Raw genomic sequence first — 21,726 nt, forward strand, 5'->3', positions numbered from 1 at the left:
TCACAGGACAATAAGATGTTCAACATGATCAGTAAACTGCTCATGCCGATGGCGACCTATTTAAACAACAGTCGCTATTTACAAGTATTGCGAGATGCATTCATGCTCGCTTTCCCGATTACCATGTTTGGGTCAATCATCGTCGTCATTGCAAACCTGCCGTTCCTCGACCGTTTCATGTCCGAGAGTACACTCAGTGTATTTAAAACATCACTCGGAAACGCACCATCTGCAACGATGGGGATTATGTCTATCTTTGTCGTCTTCGGTATCGGGTATTATCTATCGAAAAGTTATCAAGTCGAGGCTGTCTTCGGAGGAGCGATCTCGCTCGTGTCTTTCCTTCTCTTAACGCCTTTCTTGATTGAAGTTGACGGTATGTCAGAGGCAGTCGGGAATGTCCTTCCGTTGGATCGCCTTGGAGCGAAAGGGATGTTCCTTGCGATGATTACCGGATTCCTGTCCGGTGAGATTTATCGATTTGTCGTTCAAAAGAACTGGACGATTAAGATGCCGGATGGAGTACCGCCAGCTGTTGCGAAATCATTCTCAGCACTTGTTCCTGCATTATTAACCTTGACTGTATTTTTAACATTCAACATCATCGTGACGAACTTATTCAATACGAATCTTCATGACGTCATTTTCAACGTCGTTCAGCAACCACTTGTGACATTGGGGAATGGTCTCATTCCAACGTTGATTGCAATCTTCTTCGTTCAGCTATTTTGGTTCTTCGGACTTCACGGTCAGGTCATCGTCAACTCGGTGATGGACCCGATTTGGAACACATTATCTGTGGAGAACTTGACGGCTTATACCTCGACTGGAGATGTTCCGAACATTATCAGTAAACAGTTCATTGAAATTTACACGGTAGGGCTTGGTGGTTCCGGATCTACACTTGCTGTCGTCGTGGCTATCTTGTTGTTCTTGAAATCGAAACAGTTGAAACAAATCGGGAAACTATCCCTCGGACCTGGACTATTCAACGTAAACGAGCCGGTCATCTTCGGACTTCCAATCGTTATGAACCCGCTCATCATGATTCCTTGGATTGTCGCACCGCTCGTGACGGTAACGGTCACATATTTCGCGATGTCGACAGGCTTAGTCCCACCACCAACGGGTGTCGCTGTTCCATGGACTGTCCCAATGTTCTTGAGTGGTATCATGGCGACGAACTCGCTTGCCGGAGGTCTTCTTCAAATCGTGAACTTCTTCATTATTTTGGCGATTTGGTTCCCGTTCTTGAAATTTATCGACCGCATGAACTTGAAAAAAGAGTTAGAAGAATCAACAGATAAACAAGAAGCAGTGTAAACAAATAGAGAAAATAGAAATAAGGGAGAGATAAAAGATGACGAACCCGACACAAACACGAATGAAAGAGCAAAAGACCTATCAATTTCCGACAGATTTTTGGTGGGGAACGGCTTCCTCTGCTACACAGATGGAAGGTGCTGCTTTTGAAGGTGGAAAAGGATTGAATATCTGGGATTACTGGTACATGCAAGAGCCGAATCGCTTTTTCAATGGCGTGAGCGCAACAGAGGCCTCAAACTTCTATCATTTGTATGAAGAAGATATCGCATTGATGAAAGAACTCGGGCATAACACGTTCCGTTTCTCCATTTCATGGTCACGTCTTTTTCCACAAGGTGTCGGGGAAGTAAATGAAGAGGCAATCACATTTTATAACAATGTCATCAATTGCTTAATCGATCATGGTATCGAACCGTTCATCAATCTGTATCACTTCGATATGCCGATGGCGCTTCAAGAACAAGGTGGTTGGGAATCACGGGAAGTCGTGGAGGCATATGTCACCTTTGCGAAGACATGCTTTGAGTTGTTTGGTGACCGCGTCGAGAAGTGGTTCACGCATAATGAACCGATTGTACCGGTAGAGGGTGGATATTTATATGATTTTCATTATCCAAACGTTGTTGATTTCAAGCGAGCTGTCCAAGTAGCGTACCACTCGATCTTATCGAGTGCGAAGGCAATCGAAGCGTATCGTGACATGGGACAATCTGGGCAAATCGGGATCATCTTAAATCTGACACCCTCATATCCGAGAAGTCAGCACCCAGCTGATTTGAGCGCAGCGCGCATTGCTGATGCGATGTTCAATCGCTCGTTCCTCGATCCATCTGTTTTAGGCACGTTCCCTCAAGAACTAGTAGAAGTGCTGAAGTCTGAAGATGCGATGCCACAGATGGAAACAGGCGATCTTGAACTCATTCGAGAACATACAGTCGACCTGCTTGGCATCAACTATTACCAGCCGCGTCGCGTGAAAGCAAAAGCATCACTGCCGAATCCGGACGCACCATTCTTACCGGAAAACTTATTTGATTTTTATGAGATGCCTGGACGTAAAATGAATCCATATCGTGGATGGGAAATTTACGAAAAAGGAATCTATGATATATTAATCAATCTAAAAGAAAACTATGGTAATATTCCATGCTTCATTTCAGAGAATGGAATGGGTGTCGAGGGTGAAGAGCGTTATCGTGACGAGAACGGAAGTGTCCAAGACGATTATCGAATTGATTTCATTCGCGAACATCTGAAATGGATGCATCAAGCGATTGAAGAGGGTTCGAACGTAAAAGGCTATCATCTTTGGACGTTCATGGACAATTGGTCATGGAGCAATGCTTATAAAAATCGCTATGGATTTGTAGGTATTGACTTAGATACGCAACAGCGTACTGTAAAAAAATCAGGGCACTGGTTTAAACAGTTGATTGACGCTAATGGTTTTACAGAATAATGAAGTAAGCTGACAAAGACTACTCTTTGTCAGCTTTTTTTGATATATTGTACATATATGTCTATACATGAGGTGCTATATGTCTACTAAGAAAAAACCGAAATATGAAACCATTGCTGATGAAATTCGTAAAAGAATTATTGAACACGTTTATCCGCTAGAACATGCATTACCTGATGAAATCCATTTGGCCCAAGAGTTTGGGGTGAGCCGAATGACGATGAAACGTGCGCTTGAGATTCTCGTCATGGAAGGGCTGATTTATCGTAAACGTGGTAAAGGAACATTCATTTTACAGTCGAGCTTCCAAAAAGATCGCATCAACGTGATTAGTAAAGAAACGAGAGGGCTGACTCAAGTAATCGGAGATCGCTCGTTACGAAGTGAAGTCCTGAATTTTGAGGTAAAGTTTCCGTGTCAGGAAGTCGCCAATCATCTCATGATTGAGCTGACAGAACCGGTCTATGAAATACGTCGTGTGCGTTACGTAGACGATGAGCCGTATGTCATCGAATTGACGTACATGGTTGCTAACCTCATTACAGGAATCACACGTGAAATTTTGGAAAAATCCGTGTATGCGTATATTCAAGAAGATCTGGGTTATACGATTACAAGCTCGCATAAAGTGATTCGAGCAGATAAACCGGATGAGTACGACCAAGCTTACTTGAAGAATGATATCACTGAACCGATTATCGAAGTCGAGCAAGTGGTCTATTTAAGTAACGGGAAACCGTTCGAGTATTCGTTTGCCCGTCATCGATATGATAAATTTGTGTTTTCATCGGTCAATATTGTGAAGTAAAAGTCGCCGTGATGGCGACTTTTTCGTAAGGAGGACCCATCGTGGATGTGAAAATTGAACAAGCAGGATACGAGATAAACGAGCCCGTCATCCAAGACATTTCGTTTGATGTACGGGCAGGTGAGATTTTAGGGGTGATTGGGTCGAATGGTGCGGGAAAAACGACCACCATCGCCTGTCTTACCGGAACGATTCCTTGGATGAAGGGAACGGTCGAGATGGAACGCTATGCGTTTATCCCGGAACAACCGGTCTACTATGATTATTTGACGCTATCTGAACATATTGCACTCGTCCAAGAATTAACGGGAATCGATTCAACAGAAAAAACGGAGGAGTTGCTACAGCTATTCCGGTTAGAGCATGTGACCGATCGGTATCTCTCCTCTTTTTCAAAAGGGATGAAACAGAAGGCGATGATTCTATTGGCGCTCATTCAAGAAGCGCGGGTATTGATTGTCGATGAACCATTTATCGGATTGGATGCGACGACGACGATTCAGTTACTTCGACTGTTAGAAGCGGAGCGTACGAGGGGGGCAAGTGTCTTATTAGTCACACACGTTCTTGATACGGCCGAGCGATTATGCGACCGATTCGTATGGATTGATGATGGACAACTGCTCGCGAGTGGGACGAAAGTGGAGATTCGTGAAGCGCTCGATACAGAGGGGATGACCTTGTTTGACATGATGGAAGATGTGGCGATGCGATGATTGCGAAACGATTGTTTTGGATACGTGTCTCCCGGTACATAAAACAGCAATGGAAGACGGTCCGATTGATTGTCGACTGGACGATTTTTTTATACGGTGTCCTTCCTCTTCTCATATGGGCAGGCTATTCCTACTGGCAAGTCTGGGAAGGGAACTTCCCCTGGTTAGGTGACATCCCTTATTTTCTCTGGGCACTTCTGATTGGATGGTTCATGTGGCAAGACCGTATGTTTGTCTGGATTGAGCGTGCCGATCTCATCCTTGTGTCAAACCGGGGCATGATTCGGGATTTAAAAAGGTATTCGGTTTGGTATCAACTTACGCAACACGTGATTCAATATGGATGCTATCTGCTGTTGCTTGCACCGATTCTATACGTAAAAGGAAGGGACGTGGGCGAGATTCTCGCGTTTGGGGCTGCACTTTTTCTACTCGCTTGGTGTCACGCATGGGTCCAGTATCATCTACGTCTCCGACACGCCCATCTCATGAAGCGATTTTTAATCGTACTCCTTGCTTTTGTAGGCGTGTATGCGTTATTGATTGAGTCGATATTGCTTAGTGTGTTGATCGGAAGCATCATGGTCACATTTGCGTTATACGTAGGGGAAGGATGGGTGTCGAAACATCCGAGTGTCGGTCGAGAAATTGAAATCGGAGAACGTGAGCGTGCCTCATTCGATCGTGTCCTGTTGACGACGTCAGGAGCCATCGAGAAGACGAGTGAGCGGAAACGTCCCCTGTATCGACCGAGACCGAATCGCTTCGGCACCGTCAGACGGACGATGGCACTCCTTATGTACTTTAGAACGCCGAGTCATCGGAATTTATGGTTTCGACTCATTCCGCTCGGGATCACGAGCGTGATTCTTCTCCCAAGTTGGTTCAAACTAGTGGTTCCGATTTATCTGTTGTATGTCGCCTATCAAGAACAGACGTCGTTCACGAGAGAAATGGAGCGACATCCATTCTTTCAATCCATTCAAGAAAGAGGTTCATCATGAACGAACAGCAGTATGAGCAACTGTTACAAATCGAGACGGCCAAACCTCAGCAAGGATTTCCGTCCTCGGCCGAATATCATCGTTATGAGCCGACTCCTTACGAGGCACTCGATTTGCTTCGGGACGCTTATCCGTTGGAGTCCACAGATACGATCGTTGATTTCGGTTCGGGAAAAGGACGTCTGCCGTTCTATTTAGCGTATACGTTTCGTGTCAGGGCAATCGGTGTCGAGATGGACGGTGGATTTCATGAGGAGGCACTTCAAAATTGGATGAGCTATACGAAGAAACATCGTAATCGGGGAAGTGTTCAATTGGAACAGGGATTCGCGGAGGGATTCATGATTCCACCGGATGCGAATCGATTCTACTTCTTTAATCCGTTCTCGGTGAACGTCTTCCGCCAAGTGATTGCCAACATCATCGAATCTGTTGAAACGGTTCCTCGCCCGGTCGATGTGATTTTATATTATCCGGCGGATGAGTACCTCCATTATTTGAACGACGAGACGCCTTTTCAGTACGTACAAACGGTGCGATTGCCGCTGAAGAATCTTCATGAGCGATTTTTGATTTATCGGTTTGATATGATGGAGTCATCTTGGTAATGGAGGAGTGAGCACGATGAAAAAGAAAGACATTTTAGAGGCATATCGTTGGCGTCAAGCGACGAAAGCGTTCGATGCGGATCGTAAAATCAAAGAAGAGGACATGGAGTTCATTTTAGAGACGGGACGTCTTTCGCCGAGTTCGTTCGGATTCGAGCCATGGCAATTCGTCGTGGTGCGTCGGGAAGATTTACTCCAAAAGATTAAAGATCATGCATGGGGAGCGCAAGGTCAGGCCCTGACTGCCAGTCACTTTGTGTTGATCCTCGCAAGAACACCGAAAGCCATGCGTTACGATGCAGACTATATTCGTCACATCGTCACAGGCGTACAAGGACGGACGGAAGAAGAGTACGCACAGCGCGTGAAACGAGTGCAAGAGTTCCAGGAGAACGACTACCGTCTCTTAGACGATGAGCGTGTCTTCCAGGAATGGATCAAGCGTCAGACATATATCCCACTCGGAAACATGATGACTGCTGCCGCACAAATCGAAATTGATTCATGCCCGATTGAAGGGTTCAATCAAGAGGAGATTGATGAGTTGTTAATCTCAGAAGGTGTGATGGAACGTGGGGAATGGTCACTTTCAGTCATGGTCGCATTTGGGTATCGAGCGCGCGACTTTGCACCGAAAACACGTCGTGACTTTAACGAAGTCGTCAAATATATTGGATGAAAAAAAGAGTCAATCGCCGGGGCGATTGACTCTTTTGAATTATTTCCAGTCTGTGATGCGGTCGACTGGGAAGCGGACTGATGGATACCCTTCTTCTGCTGCTTTCCCGATTGAGAGAAGCATGACTGGGAGGTAACGTTCTTTGTCGAGGCCGAACGCTTCAGCGATGTTCGCTTTGTCGTATCCGCCGATTGGGTTTGTGTCATATCCGTGTGCACGTGCGACGAGCATGAGCTGCATCGCAACGAGACCTGAATCGAGCATGATGCTATCTTTGATCATTTCTTTCGGTGCATCTTTGAAGATGCCTTTGATCATGTCGACTTGACGGTCACGGACCTCAGCCGGCATCATACCGCGCTCTACTGCTGTATCGAAAATCTCTTCTGTGTAATCTGCCATCTGATAGTCGGCGAAGAGGGCGATCACAGCTGAAGATGTTTCCACTTGGCGTTTGTTGAAGCTTGCGAGTGGGAGGAGTGTTTCTTTTCCTTCTGCGCTATCGATGACGACGAAGCGCCATGGCTGTAAGTTAAGGGATGAAGGAGCTGTTGTCGCTTCTTCAAGAATTTGTGTCATTTCTTCTTTTGAAATTTTGACGTTCTCATCGTATACACGAATCGAGCGGCGTCCTTTGACAATCTCCATAAAGTCTTTTTGTGTGGCAGTGTTCATATTGTAGTCTTCCTTTCATGGTCAATAGTATCTTGTAACATCGTGAGTGATGCTAATAACTGTTGTTGATCCTCTACCTTCATGTTGACAAAAAGTCGGTCCGTTAAGCACTCTTTTTGCTCAGTCCAATGTGCAACTTGTTCACGACCATCGTCTGTCAACTCAACATAGATGACACGGTTGTCTTGTTCACAGCGTCTCCGCGTGATGAGTCCTTGTGTCTCTAACTGTTTCAAGTGTCGGGTGATGGCGGCATGGTCGACATCGACGCGCTGTTGCAATTCACGTTGCCGCAATGGACCGACGTGATACAAGTTGCTCAAAATGTCATAGCGACTCAAGCTGAGCCCGTCCATTTCAGAGTCGAATAATTGCCCTAATTCTTTTTGTACAGTGATGATGTGATAGAGAATTTGATCACGAAGCGAGCAAGAATCTCGCATGCACATCGCCTCCTCAAATCATTGATGACTCAATCATTGATGGGTCACACAATGTATAGTAAACCCAACCTGACGATATTTCAAATAAAAAGTTTTAAAAAATAGGTTGTCAAACTGTTATATAATAGTCTATATTATAACCAACTGATATATAACAATGATTAAAGGAGGATGTGAACGCTTGGAACACTATGAACGACTAGATAAGTATCATATTCATGAGAAACTGCTCGAATTTGTGAATAAAAACGTTCTTGAACCTCATGAAATCAATGATTTTTGGGAAGGGGTCGAATCGCTTCTAGAGCGTTTCATTCCAGTGAATCAGACACTTCTAGAGCAGCGCAAGACATTCGAGCGATTGTTACAGGAATGGTACAGCAGGCAAGACGAAGTCGATCCAATCGAATACGAGACATTTTTAACGTCGATCGGCTATATCGAACCGGTCGTCGAAGATTTTAATATCGACGTGTTGAATGTCGATCGCGAAATCGCTCATCAAGCGGGACCGCAACTCGTCGTACCGTTAGACAATGCCAGATATGCACTCAATGCCGCCAACGCCAGATGGGGAAGTCTCTACGACGCTCTTTATGGGACGGACATGATTGACGAGACAGATGGTATGGAAAAGGGGAGAGCATATAATCCCGTTCGCGGTAATGAGGTCATTCGGTTAGCGAAACAGTTTCTGGATGACACGTTCCCGCTACCATCAGGGTCGCACAAGGAAGTGACACGATACGTCGTTCGTGACGATGTCGCTTATGCGGTAATCGGGGACGACGAGCATTCGTTCGCAGATGATTCTTTCGTCGGTTACACCGGGGAACCGAACGAGTTGAAGACGTTAATGCTCAGACACCATGCCTTGCACGTTGAACTTCAATTCGACCGCGAGCATCCGATCGGAAAGATTGATCCTGCTGGACTGATGGACATCGAGCTCGAATCAGCCCTATCCGCAATCGTGGATTGTGAAGACTCGGTCGCAGCCGTTTGCGCGGAAGACAAAGTTCATCTGTATCGTAATTGGCTCGGTCTAATGGATGGGACGCTTGAAGCCTCGTTCCAAAAAGACGGGAAGCGACTCTCTCGGCGTTTAAACGAAGACAAGCGTTTGCTTGGAAAAGGTGGGGTGGAAGTCGTCCTCCCAGGACGCGCGCTCTTGTTCATTCGGAACGTTGGACACTTGATGACGACGGACTTGATTCTTGATGCAGAAGGTCGCGAGGTACCAGAGGGGATCGTTGATGCCATCTTTACTTCATTGATTGCAAGTCGCCATCTTCATCGTCGTCTCAACTCTCGGGAAGGATCGATTTACATCGTCAAGCCGAAAATGCACGGCTCTGAAGAAGTGGCATTCACCAATGTTTTGTTTGATGCCGTGGAAAATCTGCTGGACCTTCCTCGCTATACGTTAAAAGTCGGCGTGATGGATGAAGAGAGACGAACATCGCTCAACTTGAAAAATTGTATCGCGCAAGTAAAAGAGCGAGTCGTCTTCATCAACACAGGCTTCCTCGACCGGACGGGAGACGAGATTCATTCCTCGATGACACTCGGACCGATGCGTCGGAAGGGAGAAATGAAGACGTCACCTTGGCTCGCTGCATATGAACGGTTGAATGTATCAACCGGTCTCGAGAGTGGGTTCCACCATCAAGCACAAATCGGAAAAGGGATGTGGGCGATGCCTGACCGGATGCGGGACATGATGCGTGAAAAAATGGCACATGTACGGTCCGGGGCGACGACGGCATGGGTGCCTTCACCGACCGCGGCGACGCTCCATGCGATGCACTATCATCAACTCGATGCTTTTGATGTACAGCGAGAATTGATCAAGCAACCTCATTCGAAACATGAGAGACAACAACTCCTCGACATTCCGCTCGCGACACGCATCTATTCGCAAGACGAGATCAATGAAGAGCTTGAGAACAACTTGCAAGGATTGCTCGGGTACGTCGTCCGTTGGGTCGAACAAGGTGTCGGTTGTTCGAAAGTGCCGGATATTCACCATATCGGACTGATGGAAGACCGGGCGACACTCCGGATTTCGAGCCAACACGTGGCCAACTGGTTGCATCACGGCATCTGTTCAGCAGAACAAGTCGAGGTCACCCTTTATCGGATGGCACGAGTCGTCGATGAGCAAAACGAGTCAGACCCGAATTATCGACCGATGACGCCGAACGTCGATCAGTCGATCGCCTATCAAGCCGCCCACGAACTCGTGTTTCATGGGTTGAAACAGCCGAACGGGTATACGGAACCAATCTTACATCGCCGCCGCCGTGAATTTATGAAACGACAAACTGTGGAGTTCAATTTAAAAGGAGGAACCTCATCATGACAACGAAAAAAATGGAAAGCGAACAGTTGATTGAACGTTGGGTCGTCCGCCGCATCATATCTGGAGAATCGACAGCATCACTTGCGAATACGGCATTCGTATACGGAAACGACTTGATGCGCCTCGTCTTGGATCGTGCAGACGGTTCGCTCCAAATCATGAAAGAGCCGATCGATGAAGTCGTCGTTTTCCGCAAACTGGAGGACCGTGACGAAGAAAATGTCTGTCGTTGCTGCGGGATGGAGCATTCGACGTTTAAGGCAGCGTTAGAATGCTGCGCTTACCTCGACTAAATCATTTCGTTCGCACCATCTGTTATATAACAAATTTAATTTTATAAAATTAATATAATACAGGAGGGTTTATTGATGAAACAACGCGAAGAATTGTTGAACAGCTGGAAGTCAGAACGATTTGAAGGGGTAGAACGTCCATACTCTGTAGAAGACGTCATGAAATTACGAGGGTCTATCGTGATTGAACATACGCTTGCGACAAAGGGAGCGGAACGCCTGTGGCAATTGATGCACGAGCGTGACTACGTCCATGCACTCGGTGCGTTGACAGGGAACCAGGCGATTCAGCAAGTGAAAGCAGGACTCGAAGCCATCTATTTGAGTGGTTGGCAAGTAGCGGCGGATGCGAACCTGTCAGGTCACATGTATCCGGACCAGAGTCTATATCCGGCCAATTCGGTGCCAAGTGTCGTCAAACGAATCAACCAAGCGCTTCAACGTGCCGACCAAATTCAAACGGCAGAAGGGAAAGGCGACACGCATTGGTTCGCACCGATTGTCGCAGATATGGAAGCCGGTTTTGGTGGGGTACTCAACGTATTCGAATTGACGAAGGCGATGATCGAAGCGGGGGCTGCCGGCGTTCACCTCGAAGACCAGCTCTCGTCTGAGAAGAAATGTGGTCACCTTGGTGGGAAGGTGTTGCTCCCGACGCAGACGGCTGTGAAAAACTTGATTTCGGCGCGACTCGCGGCAGACGTCATGGGCGTCCCAACGATCATCGTAGCGCGGACAGATGCGCACGCGGCGAACTTGATCACGAGCGACATCGACCCAATCGATCATCCGTTCATCATTGGAGAGCGTACGCCGGAAGGCTTCTATCGTACGGAAGCTGGTATCGAGCAAGCAATTGCTCGCGGTCTCGCTTATGCACCGTATGCAGATCTCGTCTGGTGTGAGACGTCCGAACCAGATTTAGCAGAGGCACGTCAATTTGCCGAAGCGATTCATGCGAAGTATCCAGGCAAACTTCTCGCTTACAACTGCTCACCATCGTTCAACTGGAAGAAGAAGTTGTCAGACGAAGAGATTGCCACGTTCCAACAAGAAATCGGTGCAATGGGCTACAAGTTCCAGTTCGTCACACTCGCTGGATTCCACGCGCTCAACTTCGGCATGTTCGAGCTCGCACGCGGGTACAAAGATCGCGGCATGGCAGCGTACTCGGAGTTACAACAAGCAGAATTTGCGGCTGAAGTACACGGTTACACGGCGACACGTCATCAACGTGAAGTCGGGACGGGTTACTTCGATGAAGTCTCGCTCGTCATCTCGGGTGGGCAATCATCTACGACTGCACTGGCTGGATCGACAGAAGCAGAGCAGTTCACAAATTGATCATATTTTGGAGACGCCAACTTGTTGGTGTCTCTTTCTTTATGTGAAAGTGTGTGAATCAGTTCGATGAATATGTGAAAAAAAGATGAATCAAAGTTCATTTTCACTTCTCCAATTCGACGAATAGTTGTCACAAATAGTAAGAATAAACCGTTTCCATTCTTTGTATACTCAATCTGTTCACAAGTTGGACACAATGATAAAGGGGGAAGCATCATGCGAGGGGAACGGTTGAACAAACGTAACGCTTGGTACCAAGCGGTGTGGCGTTGGCATTTTTATGCAGGTCTCATATTTGCACCGATTTTCATTATCTTGGCTGTGACAGGAAGCATTTATTTATTTGAACCGCAAGTAACAAAGATGCAATACAAAGACATGATGACGGCATCTTTCACGGAAGAACAGCCGATAGAAGTCCAAAAGGAATCATTCATGACAAAATATCCGGATGCGATGATCACATCGATTCGTTTGCCGGATGAAGGTGAATCGACTCGAATCGGTTGGATGAACGAAGACGAGATGATGTATACATATATTCATCCAGAAACGACAGAAGTTTTAGGAACACGGTCTGCTGAAGGTAGCATGGATTTATTAGTTGTGATTCATGGCACACTATTAGGTGGTCAAATCGGAAACTGGGTCGTCGAACTCGCAGCATCCTGGGCAATCATTCTTCTTATTACAGGGACCTTCTTATTCTGGCCGCGCGGAAAGAATCCGATTCGGATGCTTGTGCCGAAGCTCGGGAAAGGCCGGCAGTGGTGGAAACAGATGCACGGTAGCGTCGCCTTATGGTCATCGCTAGGTCTCGTCATCATCATCAGTTCAGGTCTTGCCTGGTCATCCGTTTCGGGTGCGATGTTGCAGTGGGTTTCCTCGTCGACAAACACGGGAGCACCGATGTATGCCTATGCGTTTGGTACCAAGCCGGAATCGACCGTGACGACAAAAGATGTGGCAGAAGACGTACCTTGGGCGACCCAAGCAGATCTCGTTCCAACTTCTTCTCCAAGTACGCTGTTGCCGATTGATTTGAATCAAGTGGTTAACAAGTCCACGATTGATCGACCGTACACGATCTCGCTTCCGGAAGGCGAAACAGGCGTCTATACTATCACATCGGCAGCGGGACATCCATTTAAAGAAGCGACGGTGAACTTAGATCAATACAGTGGTGAAACACTCAGCTCTGTGACATACGCAGATTACGGGGTTCTCGGAAAACTGATTACGGTCGGAATCGCCTTCCATGAAGGTCGCCTCTTCGGTTTGCTCAATCAATTGGTTGGGGTCGCACTTTGTCTAGGTCTCATTTTCGTGGTCATCAGCTCGTTCGTGATGTGGCGCAAACGGAGAATCGGATCGATCGAACAGATGAAGCGGTTTGAGGACGAACGGATCAAACGAATCGTCGGTATTTTGATTCTACTTCTTGGTGTGACATTACCGCTCGCAGGGATCAGTATTCTTGTCGTTCTCCTATTTGATTGGTTAGTCGGGCGCCGGAAGTTGAAAGCGGAGGTGGCGGCATGAAACGATTTAAAGCAGTCCTTCCTGTCATCCTAGCGACGATTTGGTTAGGTGCGTGTCAACTTCAGCCAGTAGAACGCACCGTTGATCCGATTGGCATTCAACTGATCGTACCTGAACGTGTAGAAGTTGGCTCGACGACGCTTGCGATGAAAATATCGAATGATGAACGTGTGACAGAAAGCCATATTCAAGTCACGCCTTACGATTCGGAAGAGACCCGGACGTATGAAGTGACAGAAAAGGATGGCTATCTCGTGACGAGCGTGAAACTCGATCAGGGAATCTACCAAGTGAACGGCATGGTCCATGAAGGGCAGAAGGTCTATACGCCGTCCGCATGGATGATTGTCGGTGATGTACCGCAAGACCAAATCGACCAATTGCAGCAACCAATCGTTCACTCACACGACCATGGTGGTGAACATCAGCATTAAAAAAGTAACCGTTGCGTATGCAGCGGTTACTTTCGTTTAAGACGTATCCCGATCTCTCCAATGAGAACGGCAATGCCCATAAATCCGGCACCGAGGATGGCCATTTGATTCTGGTTGGCGACCCCGATTCCCTTCTCGAATTGATAAATCTCACGTGTTAAGAATTGGATCGGCTCACCGGATGTGAGTGCTTGTTCATAACCGAGCCAAATCAAAATCGAGAATGTGGCAATTGAAACCAAAAGTCCGATGAATGCGGTAGTACTGACACGGATTACGGTTCGAGTCATAGCGTTTCCTCTTTTCCTGTTTGTATACGATACGTCACAAGCTGAGGAAAAGATTCACGAGGCAATCATTTCGGAATGGTCAACACTTGCCCGACACTGATTAAGCTGACGTTCGTGATATTGTTGGCGGCCGCGATTTTCGCAACAGTTGTGTTATACATCGTCGCAATCTTGTACAGCGTGTCCCCTAATTTGACCGTGTATTTCACCGTAGTTGTCGGTGGTGTGACCGTCGTACCTGGGATGACGAGCACTTGTCCGACATAGATGGAGTTGACGTTTGCGATGTTATTGGCAGCTGCGATTTTTGCGACGGTCGTATTGTACATCGTCGCAATCTTGTAGAGTGTGTCGCCCGATTTCACGGTGTATTTCACGGTCGTCGTAGGTGGTGTAACGGTCGTTCCTGGAATGATGAGCACTTGTCCTACATAAATCAAGCTGTAGTTCGTAATGTTGTTGGCGGCAGCAAGCGCCGAGACGGTGACTCCGTATGTCCGTGCGATACTGTACAACGTATCACCTGACTTCACGGTATACGTTTTGTTCGTCGATGCGTTTTGATATGCAAGTAATTGTGAGATCGTGACAAATTTGTACCCTTTTGCTTTGAGTTGTGAAATCATCGTTGGGAGTGCGAGCGGTGTACCCGGGGCCCCGGCTCCGGTATGCATCAAGACGATTGAACCCGGTTTGATGTTAGTCTGAACTTTCGTGTTGATTTGGCTCGCGGTCAATCCTTTCCAGTCAACCGTATCAATGTTCCATTGAATCGTGTATCCGTATCCTGAAGCCCCGACACCGCTCAATACGGTACTATTCACTGCACCAAAAGGGGCTCTGAAAATCGGTTTTGTCGTTTTTCCGGTCAACGATTTAATCAAAGCTTCCGTGCGGTCGAGTTCGGATTTCATCTGCGTGGCAGTCAGTTTGGTGAAGTCAGGGTGTGTATACGAGTGATTTCCGAGTTGATGTCCTTTTGCGGCGATATTTTTAATGTACTGTGGATGGTTATTTGCGCCCGACCCCGTTAAAAAGAAAGTGGCTTTGACATTGTTTTTTGCTAAAATGTCTAAAATCTTGTTCGTGTTCGCCCCGTCTGCCCCGTCATCGAACGTCAATGCGACGACCTTGCTCGTCGTGTTCACGCTCGTGACAAATTTTGAAGCGGCGGCACTGACGGAAATCGATTGTGTGATCACCATCGCCAATAAGATGAACAGCGCCATCGCCCCACGAATGACCTTACGTTTCATCTGAATTCGCCTCCATTCATGATGTAACTCTCTTGATGTTAAGACTTTCCAAATGATTGACCTTGATATATTTTATATACCCCTTTTTAGAAATGATGGACTAAAATTCGGAAATGTACTCAATAAATTTTGATTCAACTATATGTGTGAAATTTGTGAGAATGTATCGCGGGATATATCACAGAATGCTCACACTCTTTTTGGAAAGAGATGGTATCATGAACAATGTGTGAAAGATGTAAGCGATTTATAAGGAGGACTTATGATGAAAAAGATGATGACACGGTTTGGGGTCGTGTTTGGACTCATCGGGTTATTCGTACTCGGTGCGTGTAGTACGGAGAAAGAAGCGGAGAGCGCGGCTGTTCCACAGTCAATGGAACCGGTCGAGGCAGAGTTGACGGTAGAGGCAACGGCTAAAAAGGGAGAGGCGGTACCTTTATCAGTAACAGTCACGCAAGATGGTCAACCTGTAGACGATGCGGATGAAATCAAGTTCGAGGTATGGAAGAATGGTGCGAAGGAAGAAAGTGAGATGATCAAGGCGTCACTCACGAAAGACGGTATCTATGAAGCGGAGACGACGTTCGCGGAAGAAGCGGTCTATACGGTTCAGGTTCACGTGACAGCGCGTTCGATGCACACCATGCCGACGACAAACGTGACGGTTGGACATCCAGAAACGGCTGCTGAAGCAGAATGAAGAAGAGAGTGAGCATCATCACCACGCTGGAGCGGATATCACGCTTGACCCGAAAGAGGCGACAGCAGGGGAAGAACAACCATTCATGGTACACGTCATGATTGAAGACGAGATGCTCGCAGGGGCGGAAGTACAACTCGAAATCTTCCAAGACGGGGCAGAGAAGCATGAGTGGGTGAAGTTAGAGGAAGCAGATGCTGGGATGTATAAAGGTGCACACACCTTTGCTGAATCAGGCGCATACAACGTTCAAGTCCATGTCACGAAAGGTCATGATATTCATGAGCACGTCATGGAGACGGTAAACGTTAAATAAAAAATCGGCTCACGTTGAGCCGATTTTTTATTATGCATTTTGGTAAAGGGATTCAACTTGTTGTTGAAGCGCTTCGTTCTCCAAGTACTCATCGTATGTTGCTTCTTTGTCCACGATGCCATTCGGAGTCACTTCGATGATGCGTGTCGCGATCGTCGAGATGAGCTGATGGTCATGTGAGCTGAAGAGAAGCACGCCTTTGAACGACTCGAGACCGTTGTTGAGTGCTGTGATCGATTCGAGATCCAAGTGGTTCGTCGGATCGTCAAGGACGAGTACGTTCGAGTTCGAGAGCATCATCTTCGAGAGCATGCAGCGTACTTTTTCTCCTCCTGAGAGGACAGACGCCTTCTTCATGACTTCTTCACCTGAGAAGAGCATACGGCCAAGGAATCCACGAAGGAACGTGTCTGACTCATCGGCAGGTGAGAACTGGCGCAACCAGTCGAGGATGCTCTTTTCTGAGCCCTCGAAGTACTCCGAATTGTCTTTCGGGAAGTATGACTGAGTTGTCGTGACGCCCCATTTGACTGACCCTGTGTCTGGCTCCATCTCACCCATGAGAATTTTGAAGAGTGTCGTGATGGCAACGTCCGAACGACCGACGAATGCGACTTTGTCCGTCTTGTTGAGTGAGAACGTGACGTTGTCGAGTACTTTTACACCATCGATCGTCTTCGATACGTTATCGACATAGAGAACATCGTTTCCGATCTCGCGCTCCATCGTGAATCCGACGAACGGATAACGACGTGACGACGGACGGATGTCATCAAGTGTGATCTTATCGAGCAACTTCTTACGAGACGTCGCTTGACGTGCTTTCGATGCGTTCGAGCTGAAACGTGCGATGAAGTTTTGAAGCTCTTTGATTTTCTCTTCTTTCTTCTTGTTCTGGTCTGCCGCCATACGTGTAGCGAGTTGGCTAGACTCATACCAGAAGTCGTAGTTCCCGACGTACAATTGGATTTTTCCAAAGTCGAGGTCGGCCATGTGCGTACAGACTTTGTTCAAGAAGTGACGGTCGTGGGAAACGACGATGACTGTGTTTTCAAAGTTGATCAAGAATTCTTCTAACCATTGAATCGCTTTTAGGTCAAGTCCGTTGGTCGGCTCGTCTAAGAGGAGGATATCTGGCTTACCGAAGAGCGCTTGGGCAAGAAGGACTTTGACTTTCTCCCCACCTGTGAGTTCGCTCATTTGTTTCTGGTGCAGCGCTTCAGAGATACCAAGACCTTGGAGGACCATCGAGGCTTCCGACTCTGCTTCCCAACCGTTCAACTCAGCGAATTCTCCTTCGAGTTCAGCTGCGCGCATCCCGTCTTCATCTGAGAAGTCTTCTTTCATGTAGATGGCGTCTTTTTCTTTCATTACTTTGTAGAGACGCTCGTGACCCATGATGACGGTCTCGAGAACTGCACTGTCCTCATACGCGTAGTGGTCCTGTTTGAGGACGGCGAGACGTTCGCCCGGTGTGATGCTGACATCACCCGTCGTCGTATCTTGTTCACCTGATAAAATCTTTAAGAATGTCGATTTTCCGGCACCGTTCGCACCGATTAATCCGTAACAGTTGCCTGGCGTGAACTTGATGTTCACCTCTTCAAACAACTTGCGACCGCCAAATTGTAGGCTGACGTTATTTACTGTAATCATGTATGGTATCCCTCGTTTTTCTGATTAGTTTACGACGTGTATTGTATCACGTTTTTGAAAAACGCGCAGTCGCGTAAAGAGTGGAAGTGAAAAATGACTCTATTCGGTAATTCCCAACATATCATATGTTTAGTAAAAACATAACGTTTCACTTAATACATTTGGTTACTTGAAGTGAGACGTTGTGTCAAAGCAACGAAGTAAACGAATTCCTTCAGGGGAAATAGTGCAGTTCAGTTGCCATATTTCTAATCCGGAAGGTATCGCATCGTTAATCAATTGACGAATTAGATGGTCTTGTTTTCGGTTGGGATTACCGGTATAAATTGGTGCGTCATATAAAAAAACATATAAGAGGACTGCTCTTCCGGTTTGGGGTAGAGTGGAAATCAGAGCGTAGAGATGACGAATCAAACGTTCTGTTTCGATGGGTCGTTTCACTCGTCTACGTTTAAAGTGTGGGAGAGGAATAGTGAGTAGTTCGCTGAGCGGAGCCTTCACTTCCATGAAGATTCCATCAATCTGAAAATCGATCCGTGCACCGTCAGTTACTATTTCACGTTTGATTCCCCTCGGGGTTGAGAAAGCATCAAGCTGGTTCTCGAGTAAGAAAGCTTCAACATAGTCGTTTACACGACCTTGATTGATTCCAATCCATTGTTCACCATCGACTGAAATGGCTTCGACTGTAAAGCGAGTTTTACGATTCGAGTCATAGGTTTCTGAGACGAGGCAGGGGATGTTTTCAAATATAATATCTCCAATCCTTCCTGTTACAGGACAATGGCAAGGCGCGAGCAAATCATCAACGAGTACGTCCATGACAAAGCGATTACGTCTGTTTACAATTATCGCTTTTTTCAAAGGTTCTTCAAATAAAATCATTGCCACTTTTACGTGAAATGACGGTATTCAACTCAAATGCTACATTTCCTGCGAGTGCGCGTGAAATCATACATTGATCTTTCGCTTTTTTCGCGATGCGTTCAACAAGTGTGATCTCTCGATCCGTCATCTCTGTAGGTACTTGAATCGTTGTCGCATAGCGAATCGTCTCGTAAGTGAAGATGCCGTTCGTCACATCGACGATGCCTTCCGCATCAATCGTGATGCCACGGTGAGTCAGGTCACTCCGTCCGAGTACGGCTGCGAGGGTGATGATATAACACGTGGCCGCTGCCCCGAGTAACATCTCATCCGGATTCGTGCCGACTCCGGGACCGTCCATCTCGGGTGGGATCGAAATCTGTGTCTTTAATCGCTCGGCCTCGAGGGTACCGACGTCATTTCGTCCGCCATCCCAGCCGAGGTTCATGCTAAATGTATGCTTCATCAAAAATCGCCTCCAATGTCTCTAGTGTAAAAGAGAACGATTGGAGGCGCATGTGTTATGCTTGTGCGCGCTTCGCGAATGTGCGAAGTGTTTCGATGATAACCGTTGTTGCTTTTTCCATGTTGTTCACAGAGATGTATTCAAACTTCCCGTGATAGTTTTCGCCACCTGTGAAGATGTTCGGCGTCGGAAGGCCCATGTAAGAAAGTTGCGATCCGTCTGTCCCACCACGAATCGGTTCGATCTTCGGTTCGATGCCAAGACCACGCATGACATCAGCGACGGTATCGACGATGTGTTTGACCGGCTCGATTTTCTCGGCCATGTTGTAATACTGGTCTTCCATCTGGAGTTCAATCCGTTCTTCCCCGTATTTTTGTTTCCATTCGAGGACAAGCTTCTCCATCAACGCTTTACGCGCTTCGAACTTCTGTTTGTCGTGATCGCGGATGATGTATTGAAGCGTCGTCTTCTCGACGTCCCCATTGAAGCCGTTCAAGTGGAAGAATCCTTCGTAGTTGCTCGTACGTTCCGGTGCCTCATCAGCAGGCAAACGGTTTTGGAACGCCATCGCAAGCTTCATCGAGTTGACCATCTTGTTCTTGGCGCTACCTGGGTGCACGTTCGTCCCGTGGAAGGTGACGGTCGCACCGGCTGCGTTGAAACTCTCATACTGCAACTCTCCAAGTGGACCGCCGTCCATCGTGTAAGCGAAGTCCGCATTGAATCGGGCGACATCGAATTTATGTGGTCCACGTCCGATTTCTTCATCCGGTGTGAAGGCGATGCGGACCGGCCCGTGTGGAATCTCAGGATGAGCCAATAAGTATTCGATCGCTGTGACGATTTCAGCGATTCCTGCTTTATCGTCCGCACCGAGGAGTGTCGTGCCGTCCGTTGTCATGAGCGTATGCCCGACATACCCGTCCAGTTCTGGGAAGTCTTTTGGTGATAACACGACATGAAGCGACTCGTTCAAGACGATGTCGCCACCTTCATAATGCTCGACGAGTTGAGGGGAGACGTTCGTTCCTGTGAAATCGGTCGCCGTATCGACGTGGGCAAGGAAGCCGATAGTCGGTACATCATGATCGACGTTACTCGGAAGTGTGGCGAAGAGATAGCCGTATTCGTCCGTCTCGACGTCTGTCAGACCGAGTTCTTTTAATTCTTTCTCCAAATGGCGAATCAAATCCCATTGTTTGGCCGTCGATGGTGTTGTCGTACTTGTGAAATCCGACTGTGTATCAATCTTCGCGTACGTCATTAAGCGTTCAATTAATTTTGCTTGCATGGATTGCCCTCCTCTAATAAGTTTCATCTTCATTAGTTTATCACGCGCAATCGAAGTCGAAACAAAAAAGTCGCGCCCATCGATGGACGCGACCTGTTCAAAAGAGAAACGGATATAGAATCGGCAAGATAAACGAGGTGAAGATTGCGGTCAATCCCATTGCGGCACCACCTGTTGCACCGGACAACGGATGTTCCGTTGCCGCCTGAGCGGTCCCAATCCCGTGACTGATTGTGCCGAGTGTGAGTCCACGCGTGAACGGGTCGTCCATACGAATCCACGTCAATAAGACCGGTCCGAGCATCGCCCCTAAAATACCGCAGGCAACGGCGATCGAGGCCGCAAGTGTTGCATCCCCCTCTAGTTGTCGAGCCAATTCAAGGGCAATCGGGGACGTTGCCGATTTGACCGATAGTGCAATCAATACGTTTTCGGTGAAAGAAAATAACTTGCCGAAAAGTACAGCCACAAAAATCGTAGAGAGTGACCCAAGTACGATGGCACTCAGGGCCCGTTTTGCCCGAGCGAGTAACACGGGTAAGTTGCGATAGAGCGGTAACCCGAGGGCGACCGTCGCTGGTCCGAGTAAGATGGTGATGATATCGGTAGCCGGTTTATACGCATCATAGGACTGTCCTGTCACGAGTAACAGAAGAATCAAAATCGCTGTACTTAAGAAGACGACATTGGTGAACGGAGATGCCCACTTCATGGAAAGTCGACGACTGAGCGAATACACGAGAATCGTCAATCCAATCCAAACGTATGTCATGATATCTCACCTTCTTTCCCGGAAACAAACGCCGTCACGACCATCCCGACCGCCATGCTGGCGAGTAACGTGATAAGGAGCGGGATACCGGCAGCTTTTAACAACGTGCCGTACGCCATAAGGCCGACGGCAATGGGGATGAAAAAGAAAGCGAGATGCTTCGTTAAATATCCGGCACTGTCCTCAATCCATTCCACGCGAATGACTTTTGTCAACAAGAGGACGAGCAAGAGCACCATGCCGATGACGCTGCCTGGTACTTTCCACGAGAACGTCTCAACCATCCAGTTTCCGAGCGTGCTCAACCCAAACAAGAGTGAGAGCCCGATAATCCATTTTAATAATTTCATATACATGACTTCCTTTCACGTCATTCAAAACGTATGAATCTTCTCAAATTCAACGAGAGA

The 21,726-nt window shown here is 47.4% G+C and carries 24 protein-coding genes; 14 read left to right on the plus strand and 10 right to left on the minus strand.

Going from position 1 to position 21,726, the window contains the following annotated elements; all coding sequences use genetic code 11:
* Positions 1 to 15: 15 nt before the first annotated feature.
* From celB to KNO73_RS10230, 7 genes are all read left to right on the plus strand, one after another.
* On the plus strand, positions 16 to 1,323 hold the full coding sequence (gene celB / locus KNO73_RS10200) for a PTS cellobiose transporter subunit IIC (RefSeq protein WP_041918122.1): 1,308 nt from the start codon (positions 16 to 18) through the stop codon (positions 1,321 to 1,323).
* A 37-nt stretch (positions 1,324 to 1,360) separates the two neighbouring features.
* A complete protein-coding gene (locus tag KNO73_RS10205) occupies positions 1,361 to 2,785 on the plus strand; it encodes a glycoside hydrolase family 1 protein (RefSeq protein ID WP_078146061.1) in 1,425 nt (474 codons plus the stop codon).
* A 79-nt stretch (positions 2,786 to 2,864) separates the two neighbouring features.
* Complete coding sequence (locus KNO73_RS10210; RefSeq protein WP_074035076.1) at positions 2,865 to 3,593, plus strand: GntR family transcriptional regulator; 729 nt, start codon at positions 2,865 to 2,867, stop codon at positions 3,591 to 3,593.
* Positions 3,594 to 3,634: 41 nt separating this feature from the next.
* Positions 3,635 to 4,309 carry an ABC transporter ATP-binding protein gene (locus KNO73_RS10215; RefSeq protein WP_078146062.1) on the plus strand — a complete coding sequence of 225 codons (675 nt, stop codon included), beginning with the start codon at positions 3,635 to 3,637 and terminating at the stop codon, positions 4,307 to 4,309.
* Complete coding sequence (locus KNO73_RS10220; protein WP_215112451.1) at positions 4,306 to 5,313, plus strand: ABC transporter permease; 1,008 nt, start codon at positions 4,306 to 4,308, stop codon at positions 5,311 to 5,313. The genes KNO73_RS10215 and KNO73_RS10220 overlap by 4 nt, the downstream gene beginning before the upstream one ends.
* On the plus strand, positions 5,310 to 5,921 hold the full coding sequence (locus tag KNO73_RS10225; protein ID WP_078146064.1) for a class I SAM-dependent methyltransferase: 612 nt from the start codon (positions 5,310 to 5,312) through the stop codon (positions 5,919 to 5,921). Before KNO73_RS10220 ends, KNO73_RS10225 begins: the two co-directional genes overlap by 4 nt.
* A gap of 16 nt (positions 5,922 to 5,937) precedes the next feature.
* The gene (locus tag KNO73_RS10230) at positions 5,938 to 6,600 is read left to right on the plus strand and encodes an NAD(P)H-dependent oxidoreductase (RefSeq protein ID WP_015880376.1); all 663 of its coding nucleotides are present in this window, start codon (positions 5,938 to 5,940) and stop codon (positions 6,598 to 6,600) included.
* A 39-nt stretch (positions 6,601 to 6,639) separates the two neighbouring features.
* Here KNO73_RS10230 and KNO73_RS10235 read toward each other — a convergent pair whose 3' ends face one another.
* Positions 6,640 to 7,275: a nitroreductase family protein gene (locus tag KNO73_RS10235; protein WP_015880377.1), complete on the minus strand. Its 636-nt coding sequence runs from the start codon at positions 7,273 to 7,275 to the stop codon at positions 6,640 to 6,642.
* Positions 7,272 to 7,718: a MarR family winged helix-turn-helix transcriptional regulator gene (locus KNO73_RS10240; RefSeq protein WP_215112452.1), complete on the minus strand. Its 447-nt coding sequence runs from the start codon at positions 7,716 to 7,718 to the stop codon at positions 7,272 to 7,274. Before KNO73_RS10240 ends, KNO73_RS10235 begins: the two co-directional genes overlap by 4 nt.
* 181 nt (positions 7,719 to 7,899) lie before the next feature.
* Here KNO73_RS10240 and KNO73_RS10245 point away from each other — a divergent pair, with 181 nt between their 5' ends.
* The 5 genes from KNO73_RS10245 (at position 7,900) to KNO73_RS10265 (ending at position 13,696) form a co-directional block, all read left to right on the plus strand.
* Complete coding sequence (locus KNO73_RS10245; protein WP_483299282.1) at positions 7,900 to 10,083, plus strand: malate synthase G; 2,184 nt, start codon at positions 7,900 to 7,902, stop codon at positions 10,081 to 10,083.
* Positions 10,080 to 10,376 carry a hypothetical protein gene (locus KNO73_RS10250; RefSeq protein ID WP_215112454.1) on the plus strand — a complete coding sequence of 99 codons (297 nt, stop codon included), beginning with the start codon at positions 10,080 to 10,082 and terminating at the stop codon, positions 10,374 to 10,376. The genes KNO73_RS10245 and KNO73_RS10250 overlap by 4 nt, the downstream gene beginning before the upstream one ends.
* Positions 10,377 to 10,451: 75 nt before the next feature.
* Entirely contained in the window at positions 10,452 to 11,720 is a 1,269-nt protein-coding gene (gene aceA / locus KNO73_RS10255; RefSeq protein WP_078146068.1) for an isocitrate lyase, read from the plus strand.
* A gap of 216 nt (positions 11,721 to 11,936) precedes the next feature.
* Entirely contained in the window at positions 11,937 to 13,262 is a 1,326-nt protein-coding gene (locus KNO73_RS10260) for a PepSY-associated TM helix domain-containing protein (RefSeq protein WP_215112455.1), read from the plus strand.
* Positions 13,259 to 13,696 (plus strand): hypothetical protein, encoded by a 438-nt coding sequence (locus KNO73_RS10265; RefSeq protein WP_214685045.1) that lies wholly within the window; start codon positions 13,259 to 13,261, stop codon positions 13,694 to 13,696. Before KNO73_RS10260 ends, KNO73_RS10265 begins: the two co-directional genes overlap by 4 nt.
* 26 nt (positions 13,697 to 13,722) lie before the next feature.
* Here KNO73_RS10265 and KNO73_RS10270 read toward each other — a convergent pair whose 3' ends face one another.
* Positions 13,723 to 13,986, minus strand: a complete 264-nt coding sequence (locus tag KNO73_RS10270; RefSeq protein ID WP_214685047.1) for an LlsX family protein — start codon at positions 13,984 to 13,986, stop codon at positions 13,723 to 13,725.
* 65 nt (positions 13,987 to 14,051) lie between these two features.
* A complete protein-coding gene (locus KNO73_RS10275) occupies positions 14,052 to 15,242 on the minus strand; it encodes a LysM peptidoglycan-binding domain-containing protein (protein ID WP_214757600.1) in 1,191 nt (396 codons plus the stop codon).
* A gap of 265 nt (positions 15,243 to 15,507) precedes the next feature.
* Between KNO73_RS10275 and KNO73_RS10280 the strand changes: the two genes are divergently transcribed.
* Positions 15,508 to 15,945: a FixH family protein gene (locus KNO73_RS10280; RefSeq protein ID WP_215112456.1), complete on the plus strand. Its 438-nt coding sequence runs from the start codon at positions 15,508 to 15,510 to the stop codon at positions 15,943 to 15,945.
* Positions 15,911 to 16,261, plus strand: coding sequence for a FixH family protein (locus KNO73_RS10285; protein WP_215112457.1), 351 nt, complete (start codon positions 15,911 to 15,913; stop codon positions 16,259 to 16,261). Before KNO73_RS10280 ends, KNO73_RS10285 begins: the two co-directional genes overlap by 35 nt.
* Before the next feature lie 30 nt (positions 16,262 to 16,291).
* On the opposite strand, the gene KNO73_RS10290 is transcribed toward KNO73_RS10285, so the two are convergent.
* The 6 genes from KNO73_RS10290 to KNO73_RS10315 form a co-directional block, all read right to left on the minus strand.
* Positions 16,292 to 17,917, minus strand: coding sequence for an ABC-F family ATP-binding cassette domain-containing protein (locus KNO73_RS10290; RefSeq protein WP_015880408.1), 1,626 nt, complete (start codon positions 17,915 to 17,917; stop codon positions 16,292 to 16,294).
* A 165-nt stretch (positions 17,918 to 18,082) separates the two neighbouring features.
* Positions 18,083 to 18,802, minus strand: a complete 720-nt coding sequence (locus KNO73_RS10295) for a DNA/RNA nuclease SfsA (RefSeq protein ID WP_078146073.1) — start codon at positions 18,800 to 18,802, stop codon at positions 18,083 to 18,085.
* The gene (locus KNO73_RS10300; RefSeq protein WP_078146074.1) at positions 18,789 to 19,253 is read right to left on the minus strand and encodes an SACOL1771 family peroxiredoxin; all 465 of its coding nucleotides are present in this window, start codon (positions 19,251 to 19,253) and stop codon (positions 18,789 to 18,791) included. The genes KNO73_RS10295 and KNO73_RS10300 overlap by 14 nt, the downstream gene beginning before the upstream one ends.
* 52 nt (positions 19,254 to 19,305) lie before the next feature.
* Positions 19,306 to 20,544 (minus strand): peptidase T, encoded by a 1,239-nt coding sequence (gene pepT, locus KNO73_RS10305; protein ID WP_214685053.1) that lies wholly within the window; start codon positions 20,542 to 20,544, stop codon positions 19,306 to 19,308.
* A 97-nt stretch (positions 20,545 to 20,641) separates the two neighbouring features.
* Positions 20,642 to 21,316 carry an LrgB family protein gene (locus tag KNO73_RS10310; protein WP_047795813.1) on the minus strand — a complete coding sequence of 225 codons (675 nt, stop codon included), beginning with the start codon at positions 21,314 to 21,316 and terminating at the stop codon, positions 20,642 to 20,644.
* Complete coding sequence (locus tag KNO73_RS10315; RefSeq protein ID WP_214818066.1) at positions 21,313 to 21,666, minus strand: CidA/LrgA family protein; 354 nt, start codon at positions 21,664 to 21,666, stop codon at positions 21,313 to 21,315. The genes KNO73_RS10310 and KNO73_RS10315 overlap by 4 nt, the downstream gene beginning before the upstream one ends.
* Positions 21,667 to 21,726 lie beyond the last annotated feature (60 nt).

Origin of the sequence: Exiguobacterium sp. s83 (genome assembly GCF_018617095.1) — a bacterium.
In the GTDB taxonomy this organism is placed as follows: Bacteria; Bacillota; Bacilli; order Exiguobacteriales; family Exiguobacteriaceae; genus Exiguobacterium; species Exiguobacterium profundum.

What these genes read in the sequence shown, in the direction of transcription:
- celB (WP_041918122.1), top strand. Translation starts at nt 16, where the DNA reads ATGTTCAACATGATCAGTAAACTGCTCATGCCGATGGCGACCTATTTA.
- KNO73_RS10205 (WP_078146061.1), top strand. Translation starts at nt 1,361, where the DNA reads ATGACGAACCCGACACAAACACGAATGAAAGAGCAAAAGACCTATCAA.
- KNO73_RS10210 (WP_074035076.1), top strand. Translation starts at nt 2,865, where the DNA reads ATGTCTACTAAGAAAAAACCGAAATATGAAACCATTGCTGATGAAATT.
- KNO73_RS10220 (WP_215112451.1), top strand. Translation starts at nt 4,306, where the DNA reads ATGATTGCGAAACGATTGTTTTGGATACGTGTCTCCCGGTACATAAAA.
- KNO73_RS10225 (WP_078146064.1), top strand. Translation starts at nt 5,310, where the DNA reads ATGAACGAACAGCAGTATGAGCAACTGTTACAAATCGAGACGGCCAAA.
- KNO73_RS10230 (WP_015880376.1), top strand. Translation starts at nt 5,938, where the DNA reads ATGAAAAAGAAAGACATTTTAGAGGCATATCGTTGGCGTCAAGCGACG.
- KNO73_RS10235 (WP_015880377.1), bottom strand. Translation starts at nt 7,275, where the DNA reads ATGAACACTGCCACACAAAAAGACTTTATGGAGATTGTCAAAGGACGC.
- KNO73_RS10240 (WP_215112452.1), bottom strand. Translation starts at nt 7,718, where the DNA reads ATGCGAGATTCTTGCTCGCTTCGTGATCAAATTCTCTATCACATCATC.
- KNO73_RS10250 (WP_215112454.1), top strand. Translation starts at nt 10,080, where the DNA reads ATGACAACGAAAAAAATGGAAAGCGAACAGTTGATTGAACGTTGGGTC.
- aceA (WP_078146068.1), top strand. Translation starts at nt 10,452, where the DNA reads ATGAAACAACGCGAAGAATTGTTGAACAGCTGGAAGTCAGAACGATTT.
- KNO73_RS10260 (WP_215112455.1), top strand. Translation starts at nt 11,937, where the DNA reads ATGCGAGGGGAACGGTTGAACAAACGTAACGCTTGGTACCAAGCGGTG.
- KNO73_RS10265 (WP_214685045.1), top strand. Translation starts at nt 13,259, where the DNA reads ATGAAACGATTTAAAGCAGTCCTTCCTGTCATCCTAGCGACGATTTGG.
- KNO73_RS10270 (WP_214685047.1), bottom strand. Translation starts at nt 13,986, where the DNA reads ATGACTCGAACCGTAATCCGTGTCAGTACTACCGCATTCATCGGACTT.
- KNO73_RS10275 (WP_214757600.1), bottom strand. Translation starts at nt 15,242, where the DNA reads ATGAAACGTAAGGTCATTCGTGGGGCGATGGCGCTGTTCATCTTATTG.
- KNO73_RS10280 (WP_215112456.1), top strand. Translation starts at nt 15,508, where the DNA reads ATGAAAAAGATGATGACACGGTTTGGGGTCGTGTTTGGACTCATCGGG.
- KNO73_RS10290 (WP_015880408.1), bottom strand. Translation starts at nt 17,917, where the DNA reads ATGATTACAGTAAATAACGTCAGCCTACAATTTGGCGGTCGCAAGTTG.
- KNO73_RS10295 (WP_078146073.1), bottom strand. Translation starts at nt 18,802, where the DNA reads ATGATTTTATTTGAAGAACCTTTGAAAAAAGCGATAATTGTAAACAGA.
- pepT (WP_214685053.1), bottom strand. Translation starts at nt 20,544, where the DNA reads ATGCAAGCAAAATTAATTGAACGCTTAATGACGTACGCGAAGATTGAT.
- KNO73_RS10310 (WP_047795813.1), bottom strand. Translation starts at nt 21,316, where the DNA reads ATGACATACGTTTGGATTGGATTGACGATTCTCGTGTATTCGCTCAGT.
- KNO73_RS10315 (WP_214818066.1), bottom strand. Translation starts at nt 21,666, where the DNA reads ATGAAATTATTAAAATGGATTATCGGGCTCTCACTCTTGTTTGGGTTG.